Raw genomic sequence first — 17579 nt, forward strand, 5'->3', positions numbered from 1 at the left:
AAAAAAAACACTATCCAAGGCTTGTATCTCACGAACCTTGATTTCTATGTTGACAAATAATCTACCACACTAATCTGAAAGTCGATTTTATGGTAGAAAAACAATTATAAAATGGAGTTAGTATAAGTGGTTAATGAGACACGATCCACAGCCACATTTTTTTCTTCGCCTTGGTTCGTGTCTCACGCAACAATTGCCTGTGCTTACGCAACGCTTTAAAACTCCTCCCTGATATCTTTAAGGAAGGGGAAGTCATTTACACCTGTTTCATAAAACTTAGCTGAAGAATATAAGTAATTGGCTGGTTCGATTGCCAGATTCCAACCTTTAACTACCGGGTTGTTATGAATGTATTCCATCTTCTGTAAGATGATCTTTGGTGAATACAAATGAATGGCAAGTGAATCTCTCTGCCAAAATTCATACTCCTTATTGGCTGCATTTGATGCAAAACTGATCAGATTCCAACCCTTCGAGAGAAGAACTTTCTTTCTGAACTCATGAGCGGTAAATTTTAAAAAAGAGCCGTGAGGAGTCTCTTTACCATTGAGTTGGTTAATTCTCCAGATTAAGTGAATATGGTTAGGCATGATAACGAAGGCATATACATCTATCAGGCCTCTGTTTGATAAATAGTTTAATGAGCTGGTAATAATTAATTTATACTGTTCATCCGCTAATAAATTTTGCCAACTATTAATGGTTGCGGTCCAGAAATAAAGTTTGCCGAGCGACATAAATGACTTGCGTTCTACTTCTAGAGGGTCACAAGGGTTGGTTGAATCATCAGGCATTTTTAAATGTAACAAAATTATACGAAGCAAGGAATTTTTCGGTTCGTGAGACACGAACCGAGGCTTAGAAATCGAAAAAATAGCGCTCTTCGCCTTGGTTCGTGTCTCACGAACCAATTGACTACTGGGCTTACGCAAAGCAAAGCTTTAAAACTCCTTCCTGATATCTTTAATGAAGGGGAAATCATTTACACCAGTTTCATAAAACTTAGCTCAAGAATATAAGTAATTGGCTGGTTCGATTGCCAGATTCCAACCTTTAACTACCGGGTTGTTATGAATGTATTCCATCTTCTGTAAGATGATCTTTGGTGAATACAAATGAATGGCAAGTGAATCTCTCTGCCAAAATTCATACTCCTTATTGGCTGCATTTGATGCAAAACTGATCAGATTCCAACCCTTCGAGAGAAGAACTTTCTTTCTGAACTCATGAGCGGTAAATTTTAAAAAAGAGCCGTGAGGAGTCTCTTTACCATTGAGTTGGTTAATTCTCCAGATTAAGTGAATATGGTTAGGCATGATAACGAAGGCATATACATCTATCAGGCCTCTGTTTGATAAATAGTTTAATGAGCTGGTAATAATTAATTTATACTGTTCATCCGCTAATAAATTTTGCCAACTATTAATGGTTGCGGTCCAGAAATAAAGTTTGCCGAGCGACATAAATGACTTGCGTTCTACTTCTAGAGGGTCAAAAGGGTTGGTTGAATCATCAGGCATTTTTAAATGTAACAAAATTATACGAAGCTGAAAAGGAATTTTTCGGTTCGTGAGACACGAACCGAGGTTTATCCTGATAATCATTCCTGGCCAAGGTTCGTGTCTCACGAACCTTAATGGCTATGTTATCAGATAATTCACCAAACATATTTGAAAGCTATTTTGCGTTAGAAAAATAATTATTAAATAAAGCAGTATGTGGTTAATGAGACACAAACCAAGGCTGACAAATTTGCTTTTATATTAACTAAATTAATTGTTTGAATTCATAGCTATTTGTAACTTAATACGGTATGTTAAAATGATATTTCGTTTGATGAGGCACAAGCAGAGACTTATCCTAATAATTATACTGGCCAAGGTTCGTGTTTCACGAACCTGTGTAAGTGGTTAATGAGACACGATCCACAGCTGGATTAAGCAAACGCTGGTAAATTAATTAATGATTTTAAAATTTAACTCACTTTATGCCTTTCCTCTAAATGTAAGATTGTAAATTCACGTTCAAGAGAAAAAATTACAACCACTTGTAGATAGTATACAAATCATAGATATTCCATCATGAATCATACTTTAACTGAAACCGCAAAGCTTGCCGTAAAATACATCAACACTACAGATCGTCACATCTTTTTAACCGGAAAGGCTGGTAGTGGAAAAACAACTCTCCTTCGTTACATCATTCAAAACACCTACAAAAACGTGGCTGTTGCAGCACCCACTGGCATAGCAGCCATTAATGCAAAAGGCGTTACTCTACATTCTCTTTTACAGTTACCTTTTGGCACTTTTTTACCGGAAGATGCTGCCATGCCACAAAATGGTTATAGCGATCAGGTAAATACTCCTCGTACTTTTTTAAAGCAGTTCAAAATGTACACCAACAAGAGGCAGATCTTGAGGAACCTGGAATTATTGATTATTGATGAAGTAAGTATGCTCAGGGCTGATATGTTGGACTGCGCTGACTTAATTTTACGTGTAACAAGGAAGAATCAGCAACCTTTCGGTGGGCTTCAAATCATGTTTATTGGAGATTTAAATCAGCTGCCACCTGTAATTAGAAATAATGAAAAACCACTCCTGGAACCATTTTACAAAAGTGGATTCTTCTTTGAGGCACTCGCTTTGCAGAAAAGCAATATAGTTTACATTGAGCTAGATAAAATATTCCGACAATCAGATGCCACATTTCTTGGGATCCTTAATCGACTAAGGGATAATAAAATGAATGCTGACGATGTGACAAGATTGAACCAGCACTATAAACCCGATGTTGAAACCGCTGATTATGATGGTTACATTCACATTACAACACATAACAGAAAAGCTGATCTGATTAATCAAAAGGCATTATCAGCATTAGAAGGTACAGAAAAGGATTATCATGCCATCATTGACAAGGATTTTCCGGAAAACCTGTACCCTATAGCTGAAAAGCTCAGTCTGAAGGTAGGTGCTCAGGTGATGTTTATTAAAAATGATCCAACTGGAGAAAACTTGTATTATAATGGAAAAATTGGAGAGGTACATTCTTTAGATACTGATAAAATTGAAGTGAAACTGGCCGATTCCGATGAGCTAATAACAGTAGATCGGTACTCATGGGAAAACAAGAAGTATTCTCTTGACAAGACCACCAATGAAATTGATGAAAAATATGTGGGCAGCTTTAGCCAATTTCCTTTAAAGTTAGCCTGGGCTATTACAGTACACAAAAGCCAGGGACTTACATTTGAGAAGGCAATTTTAGATGTTTCCGATAGTTTCGCACCGGGCCAGATGTATGTGGCCCTCTCCCGCTTAACCGGATTGGAAGGTTTGGTCCTCTCCCAGCCTATTTCCAATATTCACTTTGAATCAGATACTTCATTGAATGCTTTTGAAGGCAGTAAGCAGCCACTTGAATCGCTCAGCAACCAGTTAGAAGCTGATACAAAATCTTATATCTTCAGGCTGGTATACAATGCATTTGATCTGCACAGTATTAATCGCGATCTACAGAATCATCTCTCCAGCTTCAATAAAAGTGAAAACAGGTCACTCAAGCAACAATTTGCTGAATGGACCTTGGAACAGACTACTCAATTTCAAGAATTAAACAAAGTGGCAGGTACTTTTCAGCGTTCCCTACAGACTTTTGAAAGTGAACCACATTATTTAAATATATTGCAAGAGCGGATGCAAAAAGCAAAAGACTATTTTACTCCTCAATTGCAAAAGCTCTATGAAGAGTTTATAAAGCATCTTTTGGAGACTTCCAAACAAGCTCGCGTTAAGGATTACCTTAAAGAACTGGAAGAGCTGGCTCTACAGATTAAAGCTGCCTACTTAACTATTAATAAGGTAAATGTGGTAGTGAGTTCAGCAGCTGAAAACCGCATTCCTACAAAAAAAGACCTGTATCAATCAGCCGTTTACCAGGAAGAAAAAGAGAAAAAACCTGCTAAGAAAGCAAAGAAAAAGGATAAGACACCAACTTCTGAAATCAGCTATAAGATGTTTAAAGAAGGTAAAAGCATAGAGGAAATCTGCAAAGAAAGAGCATTGGTACCTGGAACCATTATGGGGCATTTAAGCAAGTATATTAGCTCAGGAGAATTAAAAGCTGAGCAATTTATAGATGAAGTTAAACTTGAACAGATTGGAAAAGTGATTGAAAAAGTAGGGATGGATTCTTATGGAGAGATTAAATCGCTTTTAGGAGATGAATTTGGCTATGAAGATATCAAAGTAGCTGTGGCTCATTATGGTTATTTGAAGAGTAAGGATTAAGTTAACAGGTTTGGAGGTTTTCATATAATGACTTAATCAGTTGAATAAAGTTCTTTATTTCTGAAATTTTTGAGAGGAAACCCTTTTCCTCCCCATATGAACCTAAAACTCATAATTGCTTAAGTCATAAAACAGCTCGCTAAAGCGGAATTAAAAGAATTTTCACTTCATGACAGTAAAGCTCAATTGCTACTCTATCAAATTCATGAGGATTTTGATCAAAGGTCAATCATAACAGCATACCTAATGCTTTACTTCCAGTCGATATATATATCATTCAATGTGGAGCTATAATCATCTTTAATTATGTTACTCTCATCATCATATTCTTCTATATATATTGCGCTTAATTTAAAGGTGCCACTCCATGAATCAAACTGTTCCGCCCAAACAAGATATTTTGATTCAAAATCATAAATAGGTGATAAAAAGCCCATTGATTCAATATCTTCTTCAAGTTCCATATCTTCAAGAGAATAAATTTTAATTAAATCATAATAATGATCATCTGGGAGTTCAGAACAAGATACTGTAAAATAATTACCATCCTTAGACAAGTTAATTGACTTCATGTAATAAGCACCTTCCTTTTCTAAAATAACTTCTTCTCCACCTTGACTAAGCTTAATAAGACGTTGAGAAAGACCGTAGAATGTTCGTCTTTGTACAATATATAACAAATCTCTATTATTTGTAATCGCCAATGAAATAATTTCTTCTTCCGGCTCTTTTACGATTTGCGGTATTGTAACAGGTTGACCATAAAACTCAATATTATTTTCAATCAGCATATACAGTGAATTATTATTTAACCAATCCATTTGCTTTATACCTGAGAATTGGGTCAATATCTCTTCCTCATTTCCAACTGAATCTATTATCACCGGGGTTCCATTTTCATTCAAGTAGGCAATTTTTAAATAATCATTCGTATACTTAACATGGCTCTTACTTTCGTTGGGGGACGAAGTTATCTTTTTAGGAGAATCTTTAAAATTATCCAGTCTATATATTTCATTCTCAAATATAAAAACAACATTCTCTACAGGCATTAAACCAAATGCTTCCTCATATTCTTTAATAAATTCTTCAGAAACAAAGGGGTTTTCTCCTTTACAGGATACAAAGATCATAACAATTGAAACAAGTAGTATTCTTTTCATTTTCTGTTATAATTAAAATCTTAAAGTAACTCCAGCCCCATTAGACCAAAAGAAAGACACTATTTTAGAGTCATCCACTTCTCCTCCTGCTATAATGGATATATTATATCTGGTTTGTAGATTCAATCCAATATTATCAGTTAACATAAAAGCAAAACCTGTTTTTGGAGAAATCGCCACGCGGCCAATAATACTTGTTGCTGAAACATCATTGTAACTATCAGAATCATAACTGCTGGAGATATAGTGATAGCCCACTTCGGCACCAAGAAAAAATTCAATATGTTTACTTAAGATAAAATCACTTCTAAAATTAGATGAAAGCTGAAATGATTGCATATCGCTGTATGAAATTGTTCCAAAGAAAACTTCATTATCAATAGAATATGGAAAGTAAAACACCTCTTGTTTAGGTGTAGCAACTGAATATCCTATATTAATACCCCATGATGATCTACGCTTTTTGTACTCATCCAAAAATGAAACTGCTAACTGTGCGCTTTTACCAGGATTATAAATCCAAGAAAGCTCATCAAGGGGAATTTCAATTGCTCCACTAAGGTTTATTTCTACTTGAGCTTGAGATTGGTTTATTAACCAAACTAAAAGTATACTAATTACCAGTAAAAACTTTCTTAAAAACATTACTTTCTTGAAATAGATTTGAGCAAATATAGTATTAATATTTATTTACCGTTAAACAAACTATATCACTAGTTTGTAAGTGATTGAACTAGGCACATTTAAATCAGATTATTCTTTGAAATTAATCTTAGAATGACAAATATCCTAGGGCAAAAAAAAACCTGCACAATGGCAGGTTTTAATGATTTAATTATGCTAATGAATTAAGCCATTCTATTGTCGCAATTCAAATCTTTGAAAGCTTGTTTCAATCTAGTCACCATGCTCTCTTCACCTTTTCTCAACCATACACGAGGGTCATAATATTTTTTATTAGGTGCATCAGGATCTGTAGAAGTACCAATTTGCATTTGTAATCTATCTTCATTGGAAGAATAGTAATTTCTTACTCCATCCCAGAAAGCCCATTGCATATCGGTATCAATATTCATTTTGATTGCTCCATAACCAATGGCTTCAGTAATTTTTTCAGGTTCTGAACCAGATCCACCATGGAAAACGAATAGCACCGGCTTATCTCCTGTATTATGTTTCTTCTGGATAAAGTCCTGAGATTTGCTTAAGATATCCGGTCTTAATTCTACATTACCAGGCTTATATACTCCGTGCACATTACCAAATGAAGCGGCAATGGTAAAGTTATCACTTACTTCTTTCAATTGCTCATAGGCATAAGCCACCTCTTCTGGCTGAGTATACAAACGGCTGCTATCTACATCGCTATTATCTACGCCATCTTCTTCACCGCCAGTGATACCTAATTCAATTTCAAGCAACATGCCCATATCGCTCATAGGTTTAAGGTACTCCTTACAGATAGCGATATTTTCTTCTAAAGGCTCTTCAGATAAATCCAGCATGTGGGAGCTGAATAGAGGCTTACCATGCTTTTTATAGTATTCTTTACCCGCATCTAATAAACCGTCAATCCATGGAAGTAATTTCTTGGCTGCGTGGTCAGTATGCAAAATCACAGGCACTCCATATTGTTCTGCCATAAGATGCACATGATGTGCACCTGCAATACCTCCGGCAATAGAACCCTTTTGACCATCGTTGGACAGGCCTTTTCCTGCATTAAATGCAGCACCTCCATTGGAGAATTGAATAATAACAGGTGAATTTACATCTCTTGCAGTTTCAAGCACCGCATTGATTGTGTTACTTCCTATTACATTGACTGCCGGTAAGGCATATTTATTATCTTTTGCATGATGCAATAAATCCATCATTTCTTTTCCTGAAAGTACTCCGGGATTTGCCATATTGTTATATATTAATTTTTAAGTTCTTTATGATACTCAAAAATGCCAATAATGGGAGAAATAAAAAAGTATGGGAGGAAGTATTTGACTGAGAGGCGCTAAAAACTGAAAATCTTCAAATTGCAATCGATTTCTATCAGAAATGGATGCTGAATTCAGTCTTTTCTTTTAAGAATTTGGTTAAAGGCAGTCACTTCCTCGTATGACTGTACTTCTAAAATACGGTTTAATTTGTCTTAATTATAACCTTATGAATATGCATACCCGATGTTGTGCGACATAAAATCCTTACGCTAGCAGTGCGATTTATAATACTTTGAATTAATTTTTCAAGAAAAAAGGAGCAGCATTATAAATAAAAAAGCTATGCCTCCCATTGACAAAAAGGATAACCATATGATTAATTGTGATTTATTTTTTTGATGTTTATCTTCAAAAGGTCCTTGAGAAATGTAAAAAGGTGTAGCTACATAAAAATATTTAAGGTATTTTTCAATTTCTCCTTTTGGTGATCTGTACCTATCAATGTATTCATAATGTAGATATGCTTTCACTAAAAGCAAGCCTACAATAGCGTATAAAACAAAGTCATTCATAGAATTAAAGTGGAGCAGGATTTTCGCTACATCTGGAATATAGTATAAACTCTTTTTTAAAAGTAACTCTTCTTACATCCAATAAGAAAAAATTTCCATTCCTTTAATAAAAAGTCACCAATTTATTTATTAATGCTTTTCGTAAACTATCGAATTTTTCTCGGTTTGCTCTATTTAAAAAAGCCTTATGAAGACACCAATACTCACTAGTTTTATCTAGATTAATAATTTTTTATGCGATCATCAAATAAAACGCAACTAAAAATGCCAACATGCTTAAACTACCAAATATAATAAGTGCAAGTGAAGCGAATTTTAGATAAAAAATGGAAAAACCTGTAACTCCTACGAAATCAGGTTTTTTAAGGTAAATTCTTATCCTAACTCCACCCAAAACCATCAAGATTGATCCAATAAAATAGAAAATTGTCTCCATGGGTCAGGGATTTACTTTATTGATTATACTCCCACTTTATATTAATTAATCAACCTACAAAACTAAATTTACTAAATTAAAGGCATAAAAAAACACTGAGCTTTGCTCAGTGCCTTTAGTTTTATGGTTGTAGGGTGAAGGTTTAATAACCTGTATTTTGATCCAAATTAGAATTTACTGCTAAATCTGAAGCAGGGATTGGAAATATCTCCCTAAATGGATCTATTGAAGTGCCGTCTATTGCACCACCTTTCCACGGCCAAACATATTCTCCACCTGTATATAAATCAAACCTAATAAGATCTACTCTTCTATGCGCTTCCCAATACATTTCTCTGGCTCTTTCATCAATAAGAAAATCAAGGGTTAATTGTGATGCATTTATATTACCTGATGCATTTCCGTATGCCCTTTCTCTTAAATCATTAATGTAATTAAGGGCTGTCCCCTCATCTCCTCCATTTCCACCTCTTAATACTGCTTCAGCATACATTAAATAGGCATCACCTAATCTGAACATAGGGTAATCAGTATCTGCAAAAGTAACATCAACACCTGGCTCTCCTGTGCTGGTAATATTTCTGTATTTTGGCACAGCATATCCATCAGTAAAAACCAAAAGGTCATTGATTTGTAAAGATTGCCCATCGGTATAAAATATTGCTCTGGAATCGGTTTCTCCTGAGATATCATCAAATTTATCAACAAAAGCACTTGTCGTCCTTAGACCTTCCCAACCTGAAGCACCGTAATCCGAAGCTACCATCGAGCCACCTATAGCTCCATTAATCAAGAAAGTAGTGGAGCCATAACTTTGCGATCTCTCCCCGTCAGAAGGTAAAGTAAAAATCATTTCAGGTGAAGTATGATTATCTGCTAAAAATAAGTTCTGATATCTATTACTCAATTGATAACCTGCTCCTAGAACTTTATTCAATGCTTCAATACATTCCGTATAATGATCCGCCTGACCATAAACTTCTGCATTTAAGTAAAGCTTGGCCTGCAACATCCATAATGCGCCTTTATCCGCTCTTCCATATTCGTTAGCACGTGCATCTATCATATCATCTTCAATAGCTATTAACTCCTCTTTAATAAAGTTAAAAATCTCAGTGGGAGAAGATTGCTCAGGTGCCTGCGAAGTTACACTGGTAGAGAGTGGTACATTTCTAAATAAATCCAATGCATGCCAGTAAGCTAATGCTCTTAAAAACCTTGCTTCTGCTCTATATTTTCTTATTTCTACTATTTCAGTTTCTGAAAAATCATACTTTGCTATATTTTCTTCAGAAGAAACTTCAATAAAATCATTAGCTAAAGGAATTATCAAAAATAATCTGTAATACAACACTCTTACAAATTGATTTTCAGATGACCACACATGTGTGTTCAAATCCTGAATACCTGCATCTTGCCATGCTATAACCGCTTCATCTGTAGTCAATTCCTGCGCTTTCCAATAAGCTCTTATATAGGAAGTAAAACCTTCATCACTTACTAAAGTAATATCTGGGGAACCTGAAGGTCCATCCTGTCCGGTTAAACTAAACGCAGCATAAATTTTAGCTGCATAACTTCTGTAAGAAGAGGCTTCAGAAAAAATGATATTTGAGGAAGCCCTATCTACAGGTTCAACATCTAAATCAGCGCATGCCGAAGCAATAATTAAAAATATTAAGCTATATAAATACTTTCTCATTTTATTTAAATTTAAAATGTAAGATTGAGACCTACTATGAAATTGGTAGCTAAAGGCCGTAAATTATTATCAATTCCATTCGGAATATCAGGATTAAAACCACTATAACCTGTTAAAGTAAATGCATTCTGAACAGTACCATACACTCTCATTTGTACAAAATCCAATTGAGAGAAATTATAGCCTAAAGTGATGTTGTCCATTCGAACAAAAGATCCATTTTCCAGGTAATAATCCGACTTTAATTGTGGTGAATTAAAGTTTGTTTTGAGTGTAGACTCATGGATATTGTTGAATCCAAACTGAGTTAACCTATTATAGAATCCATTAGCTGATGAAGTATTATTATATACCTCGTTTCCAAGGCTACTTCTTAATGTAAAACTTAAATCAAAGTTTTTATAAGTCATATTGGAGGTCAACCCTAAAGTAACATCAGCATTAGGCCTGCCAGTAACTACTAAGTCCTTCTCATTAATTAATTCATCGCCATTTATATCTTCATACATTTCAATTTGTGAACCTACAACAGGAGTGCCATCAGCATTGTATTTCTGCTTATAGGTTCTGAAAGAATTTATGGCAAATCCTTCCTGAAGTACCTGGATATTCTGCCCGATATCACCGCTGATTCCTCCTGTTTCAAAAGCTACCCCACCTTCATTTTGATTTGTAAGCTTAATGATTTCATTCTTGTTGTAAGCAGCATTCAAGTTAACTGACCAGTTAAAATCATTTCTATCTGCTAATATTGTATTTAAGCTTAACTCCACCCCCTGGTTACTCATTTCACCAATGTTGGTAAAAACTCGATCACCCACATTGGTACTTGCTATTACATTGGCAAAGAAGATGAGGTCTGTGGTATATTTGTCATAAAACTCTAAAGCACCAGTTATACGATTATTTAAGAACCCAAAATCCAGACCGATGTTTGTCGTAGTCGTTTCTTCCCATTTGATGTCAGGGTCTACTGCAGTAGGTCTGATTAGTAGCACATAGTCGTCACCAAATTGGTAGCTGGCATCAGTCTCACTGAAACCATACGTTTGCTCATATAAGAAATCGTCAAAATCCTGATTACCAATTTTTCCCCAACCTGCTCTCAGTTTAAGATTAGATAAAACAGAAGTTAATCCGCTGGCGAAATCCTCATCCAATATTCTCCATCCTAAAGCTAAAGATGGAAATACACCAAACCTATTGGCTTCTCCAAACCTTGTAGAACCATCCCTTCTAATATTTGCTGTTAATAAATATTTATCATCATATTTTAAATTAACTCTTCCGAATACAGACTCAAGCTTATTTGTTACTGCACTAGGGGCTATAGGATTTAAAGTTTCAGCTTGCGCAGGATCATTTACTCCGAATTGATCGGTTGCCAGATTAAAACCAAAATAACCAACCTGCTCTCTGTAAAATTCCTGATAACTATATCCTGCTGTTACATCAAAATTCAACCTTGCTAAACTATTTTCATATCGGAGATAATTATCTGACAAGAAATTTCTACGATTTGACCTTGATAATGAAATGAATCCATCCTGGGTGGGGTTTCTTAAAGTAGTAGGCCTGAAGACTTCATTTCGTCCATTATTAACATCATAACCTGTAACAGATTGAACAGACAAACCATCAACTACAGGAATTTTATATGTTAAATCAATATTACCGAATGAACGGAAGGTTTGTCCTACATCTTTAGTTTGCAAAAGAATACTTACAGGATTACCCGTGGCATTTGGATTTCCCCATTCATAGAAGCCACCAAATTCTTCATAACCTTCCGCTCTAACTGGTCGGGTTGGGTCAAAAGTATAGGCTGCTCCCAACACATTAGGTGCAAAAACGTCATTAGTAAATGCATTTTTATTAGTAAATACTATCTTGAGATTATCATCCAATAGTTGAGTACTTAATTTTACAGAAGTTCTTGTAATCTTATTTGATGAAGTTCTTAATACACCTTTATTGTCCATGTGGCTTAATGAAAAGTAGTAAGATGTGTTTTCACTCCCACCGGAAACTGATATCTCATGGCTTTGACTTTCCACTGCCTGAATAACCTCTTCACTCCAGTTTGTGCTGGCTTCACCTAATTCATCCAGCCTTTGAGGAGCTTTTAAATCGATTACAGCCCGATAATTCGCAGCGCTTAAAAATGGATTATCACCGAAATATTGAGAACTGGCATAACTACCACTATAAGAGAATTTAGGTTTACCTTTAGTTCCAGATTTAGTTGTGTAGATGATTACTCCATTAGCAGCTCTGGAACCGTAAATTGCAGTTGCAGATGCATCTTTTAGTACGGTAACACTCTCAATATCGTTAGGATTAATGAAGTTTAAACCGTTTCTTCCTCCTGCAAAACCTCTGTTATCGATCGGAACTCCATCCACCACAATTAATGGATCACTACTTGCATTAATTGAAGAAGCACCACGTATTCTGATATTGGCGCCACCACCAAGCTCTGTACTCGGAGACACCACTACACCAGCAACTTTCCCTGAAATTAAATTGTCTGGACTAGTGATAATTCCTTTGTTAAATTCTTCCGGAGAAACAGTGGCAATAGCCCCCGTTACATCTTCAGCTTCCTGAGTGCCATATCCTACCACTACCACTTCACCTAATTGCTCTATGTCTTCCTCAAGGCGGACATCAATAACTGAACGCCCATTTACAGGCACTTCCATGTTTCTATACCCTATGAAAGAGAAAACCAATATAGCATCTTCTGGTGCTTCCAGCTTATAATTCCCTTCTAAATCAGTGGTTGTTCCTTCAGTGGTACCCTTAATCATTATACTGGTACCAGGAAGTACATCTTTAGTTTTCGAATCAGTAACTTGGCCGGAGATTATACTCTGCTGAGCTAATGAAGAATAAGACGTAAAAACAAGTACCAGCAAAAGAAATGCTCTTTTTAATGGAATACCTACGCTTTTTAAGCCTTGCTCGCAATGTTTAAACATTTTCTTATATGTATTTTCCATGTATTATTGATTTATTGCTTTATAATTTTGTGTACTTCTATTTTCTGCCCTATTGATAATTTCATAAAATACATTCCTGCAGGAAGTTGAGAAACATTGACTTCGTATTTACTTTGTTTATTAATTACAGGTGCAGGTACGACCTTTCCATTCATATCCAACAACTGAACAGACATGTCATCATAATCCAAATTGATATATATGTTATTTTGCGCTGGGTTGGGATAGACTTTTGCTCTTGATTCAATCTTCCCAGTATTGTTTAATACAATTCCTTCTTCTGAAATATAATTCTCTATAGGCTGACTTGTGAGTAGTCTAAATTCTCCTGCTGCTAAGGGAAAGGAAAAATCCTCACTACTTTCAATTGTATATTCTTTTCCAGTGAAGTAGTCATACCAGGTCCCTTCTGAAACTATTTGCTGATCCAGCTCGCCAGACTCTTTGCTAAAATTTCCAAATAGTACCACCTCAGTTTCCTGGTTATTATACCTGATCCACTTTACTTCAGAACTGGCGTTCCATCCAAAATTCTGTTTCTCCAAAATTTCAGTCTGAATTTTTAGTTTAATTAATGATTGATATACTTGAAATAACTTATTTCTTTCTGGGTTATCCAGATATCCCCATTTTGTAGGTTTAATCCCTAACCTATCGTTATTCAATTCTTCATCATATCCAAACTCACCAAATTGCCAGATCATTTTAGGACCAGGTACTAGAAAAAAGAAAGCAGCATTTAATTTCAGCCTTTGCATTTGTCTAGCCAAACTTTCACTACTTGAATTAGCTAAGTCCCAGGCTACTCTTTCTTCATCGTGACTTTCCATGTATCCAATCACATGAGGATCATTCCAACCTTTAGCTAAATAGCTCAACCCGCTTATATTGGCATTATTTCCCTTGGCGAGGTTTCTGAAATTATGATTTTCATTACCCCACAGCATCATACCATAATTAGCTAATTCTCTCTCTTCATTGTTTTCTGCAAAATGTTCAAGAATAACATAAGAGCCAGGATCAACAGCCCATTGCACATCAGCCAACCTTTTTAATAAAGCGACCCTGGAGGCGTCATATTGTCCCCAGAGACCAACATTTCCTAAGGTGTTTCTCTGAGTAAACCCCTTTGAAAGATCATACCTGTAACCATCTACATGATATTCTTCTATCCAATAGGCTACTATCCTATCTACATAATCTTGTGTAAGCTGGCTCTCGTGGTTCATATCATAACCCACATTAAAATCATGCTTGGCTGAAGTATTAAACCAGGGGTTTTGTGAGGTAGGGTTTCCGTAAGTACCTTCATTATACAATCGAACTAAGGCATTTCTTCCGAATTGATGATTGAGGGCAATATCAAGAATAATTGCAATTCCTCTGTTATGGGCCTCATTCACAAGAGTTTTTAAATCATATTCAGTACCGTAGTATTTATCAAGAGAAAGCATGGCAAAGGGATTATAGCCCCAGCTTAAGTTGCCTTCAAATTCCATAACAGGCATAAATTCAATAGCATTTATCCCTAAAGATTCAAGATAATCAAGTTTTTTCGTGACTGCATCGAAAGTTCGTAAATCCGTAAAATCCCTTACCAAAAGCTCATAAATTACCAGATCTTCCTTTTCAGGTTTAACAAAATCTCCATCAGACCAATCAAATTGTGGCTTATTAGTTTGAATATATCCTGCAGCTTCCGATGTTTGGCCAACCGGATAAGGTTTTAAGTCAGGATATCGGTTGTCATCAATGATCTCCGGATCGTCAAATTCAGAACTTATTTTTTCGGTATATGGATCATGAATTCTAATAGTTCCGTCTACCAGGTATTGAAATTGATATTCCTGTCCTGGAATAAGATTATTAATAGTGAGCCAAAATTGATTGCCATCTTTAAACATTAAATAATCCACGTCCAAAGACCAATCGTTAAAATCTCCGATAACAAAAACATTCTCTTTATTAGGTGCTACTAAAACAAGTGTTACACTCGTTTCACTATTGTAATTAATTCCTGCAAAGGCCCCCTCTGGTGTTGGCTGTTCCTCTACTACAGGTGTGGTTGAATAGCTGTAGTTAATTTCTTTTGTTTCATCACCATTATTAGCAACAAAAGTAAGCTGATGTGTATTTCCATCATCAATTACATTGTGGGTGGTAATAAATTCTTGTATTGAGGTAGCTGATTCTTCAAGAACCCCATCTACCAAAAATTGTACATCTGACGCTTCGGATACTATTAAACGTACAGGGATTTGATCTCCTGAATCATAAAAAGCAAAATTACCTTCAGGGCTCTCCAATCTAACATCAAAGCCATCACTTACGGAAGTAATAAAATCACCAGTTTGCCCGTCTGACCAATCATTTCCTTTTAATAACATGCCTATTTCAGAGATTTGGCTGGCATTCTGATTATAAAAATCAGCCAGCACCATATTTATAGAAAAGAATGTCCTGCCATCGCTAGTAGACTTAGTAAATTTTGCCTGAGCAGTAGCTTCAGGGTTAGAGTTAGCTGGATTGATATTGCTGGGAGCATTAATGCTTTTATCAGGCAACCACATCCAAATGTAAGCCTCCGAAAGACTGGCTAAATTTGTTCCTGTTACATCATAAGTAATAGTAAGCTCATCACTTGCAGTAAAGAATTCAGGTGAGATGGTGGGAGTTTGTGCAAATGAGGTGTTTATTAGTGCACTTAAAATTAAAAATGAAAAAAGGAAGTATATTTTATTCATCAATATAAGATTTAAAGAATGAAAAAAGGATGAGGCGAAATGCCTCATCCTTTAATTAGGAAAAAAAATTACTGGGCAGTAAAAACTGCTGAGTAGTTTGTTCCATCAAAAGATAATACTACTTCATAGTCGCCTGCTTCCACTGATAAGTTTCCACCACCTATTGTAAGATCAGGGATAGTTCCACCTAAATCGAACTGCCATTCTCCTCCAGCTCTGAATTTGAACTCTCGACCATCGAAATTTCCCGTATAGCTATATGTAGTAACCCCATCTGCAAATCCGTTCGCTGTCATTTCAACATCTTCATCCCAACTAGCTGTTGGAGAGCCTTCTCCTATTAATGCCCATCCAAAATCCTTCATAGTAGCAGTCCATGTATCGCCTTCATCAGCAGTAGAAAGCGTTATATAATATGCCCCGGCAGCAGGAGCCTGAATGTCCGGGCCATTTGCTGTTAGTTGAGCTTCTCCTTCAGTCGTTAGAGGACCGCCTAAATTAAATGCCCAATCATCATTAGTTCTTAGTTTAAATCTTCTTCCTTGGTCATCCACACTTTCTTCCGCAAAATATACAACTCCATACCATGTATGTACCCCATTAGAAACACCTTTATAAAACATATCTCTGTCCGCATCAAATCCATTAGCTGTAACACTTCCCAAAATACCAAATCGATAATCATCAGGATCAAAAGTAATAGGCTCTACAGTGCCGGTTTTTGTAGCTTCGAAAGAAGCCCCACCGTCATTCGTCAAAAGAATCCTCACCGTATAAACTCCCTCGTTAGCTTCATCAAAGGGAATATTACCTCCTCCAGGAACTAAATTATCTGCACTTCCTCCATAATTAGTAAAAGCCACATATCCTGTTCCTGCATCATTATTACGAACAATTTTCCATGAGTTATTTATTCGAACTTTATACTCACCTTCTCTCAGAGTCAAGCCACTAACCTCAGCCACTATTCCCTCATCAGCATTAACCGAAATTATATTGAGTTGCGTATCATTTTCCCACCCGTTAGGAGTCGCATTTCCCCTTAATGAAACATTCTGCACTTCCATAACAATTAATTCTGAAAGAGTCTCATCGTATGAAATTTTAAACAAACCATCAGAATCTATGGTAATTTGTTCATCTCCTTCTTCTAATAAAGCGAGTTGATAGCCTGTAGTGGTAGGTTCATCAGCCGACAAACTATCCCCGGAGATTTGCCTAAGGTCTCCCCCAATAGTTGAAACTACTTCCCTAGCCTCTACTTTTTGTAATTGATAATTCCCTGCTTGTAAGAAAACGTAATTTCCAAAAAAGCCCTCTCTATCAGTAGGAGCGTTCCCTTCTCCTTCAACCTTTTCAGGAAGTAGCGCCCGCTCTTCTACTGGCTCCTCTCCTTCTTGTACAAAGTAATAACCATCTGCCACAGCAATACCATCTCCAACATCAATCACTGGTTCATCATCCTCTCCACAAGAGAAAAGAAACAATGTTGCAGAAAGCAAAACTGCCATGCTTAAAATTTTTGTTAAGTGTTTCATAATCTATTAATTGTTTTAAGTTTAATATTTACCGATACCAGCAGCTCGACAATCACCGCAACAGTATTTTCAATGATCAATGTTAAAGCTCTTAAAGCTCATTCAGTAACCTAAAGCAACATTTTTTACCGCAAACGTCTTCGCAATCGTTTGCGTAAATTGATTGTTTTTTGCACTTTTGCATTCGCTC

Annotated in this window: 10 protein-coding genes; 1 reads left to right on the forward strand and 9 read right to left on the reverse strand. The window is 36.0% G+C overall.

What is annotated here, in order from left to right:
• Positions 1-215: 215 nt before the first annotated feature.
• Entirely contained in the window at positions 216-794 is a 579-nt protein-coding gene (locus tag IEV85_RS16860; protein WP_229712633.1) for a transposase, read from the reverse strand.
• Positions 795-1007: 213 nt separating this feature from the next.
• On the reverse strand, positions 1008-1520 hold the full coding sequence (locus tag IEV85_RS16865; protein WP_188465595.1) for a transposase: 513 nt from the start codon (positions 1518-1520) through the stop codon (positions 1008-1010).
• 561 nt (positions 1521-2081) lie between these two features.
• Between IEV85_RS16865 and IEV85_RS16870 the strand changes: the two genes are divergently transcribed.
• Positions 2082-4295, forward strand: a complete 2214-nt coding sequence (locus IEV85_RS16870; RefSeq protein WP_188465597.1) for a helix-turn-helix domain-containing protein — start codon at positions 2082-2084, stop codon at positions 4293-4295.
• A gap of 251 nt (positions 4296-4546) precedes the next feature.
• On the opposite strand, the gene IEV85_RS16875 is transcribed toward IEV85_RS16870, so the two are convergent.
• The 7 genes from IEV85_RS16875 to IEV85_RS16905 all read right to left on the reverse strand — a co-directional run bounded on the left by IEV85_RS16875 (position 4547) and on the right by IEV85_RS16905 (position 17389).
• Positions 4547-5458 carry a hypothetical protein gene (locus IEV85_RS16875; RefSeq protein ID WP_188465599.1) on the reverse strand — a complete coding sequence of 304 codons (912 nt, stop codon included), beginning with the start codon at positions 5456-5458 and terminating at the stop codon, positions 4547-4549.
• Positions 5459-5470: 12 nt separating this feature from the next.
• Positions 5471-6103 (reverse strand): hypothetical protein, encoded by a 633-nt coding sequence (locus IEV85_RS16880; protein WP_188465601.1) that lies wholly within the window; start codon positions 6101-6103, stop codon positions 5471-5473.
• Between the two features lie 203 nt (positions 6104-6306).
• Entirely contained in the window at positions 6307-7368 is a 1062-nt protein-coding gene (gene fbaA / locus IEV85_RS16885) for a class II fructose-bisphosphate aldolase (RefSeq protein ID WP_188465603.1), read from the reverse strand.
• 1174 nt (positions 7369-8542) lie between these two features.
• Positions 8543-10102, reverse strand: a complete 1560-nt coding sequence (locus IEV85_RS16890; RefSeq protein ID WP_188465604.1) for a RagB/SusD family nutrient uptake outer membrane protein — start codon at positions 10100-10102, stop codon at positions 8543-8545.
• 11 nt (positions 10103-10113) lie between these two features.
• On the reverse strand, positions 10114-13107 hold the full coding sequence (locus IEV85_RS16895; RefSeq protein WP_188465606.1) for a SusC/RagA family TonB-linked outer membrane protein: 2994 nt from the start codon (positions 13105-13107) through the stop codon (positions 10114-10116).
• Between the two features lie 11 nt (positions 13108-13118).
• The gene (locus tag IEV85_RS16900; protein ID WP_188465608.1) at positions 13119-15851 is read right to left on the reverse strand and encodes an alpha-amylase family glycosyl hydrolase; all 2733 of its coding nucleotides are present in this window, start codon (positions 15849-15851) and stop codon (positions 13119-13121) included.
• Positions 15852-15919: 68 nt separating this feature from the next.
• Complete coding sequence (locus IEV85_RS16905; protein ID WP_188465610.1) at positions 15920-17389, reverse strand: hypothetical protein; 1470 nt, start codon at positions 17387-17389, stop codon at positions 15920-15922.
• Between the last annotated feature and the right edge of the window lie 190 nt (positions 17390-17579).

This window comes from Marivirga lumbricoides (assembly GCF_014636295.1).
GTDB classification, from domain to species: Bacteria; Bacteroidota; Bacteroidia; order Cytophagales; family Cyclobacteriaceae; genus Marivirga; species Marivirga lumbricoides.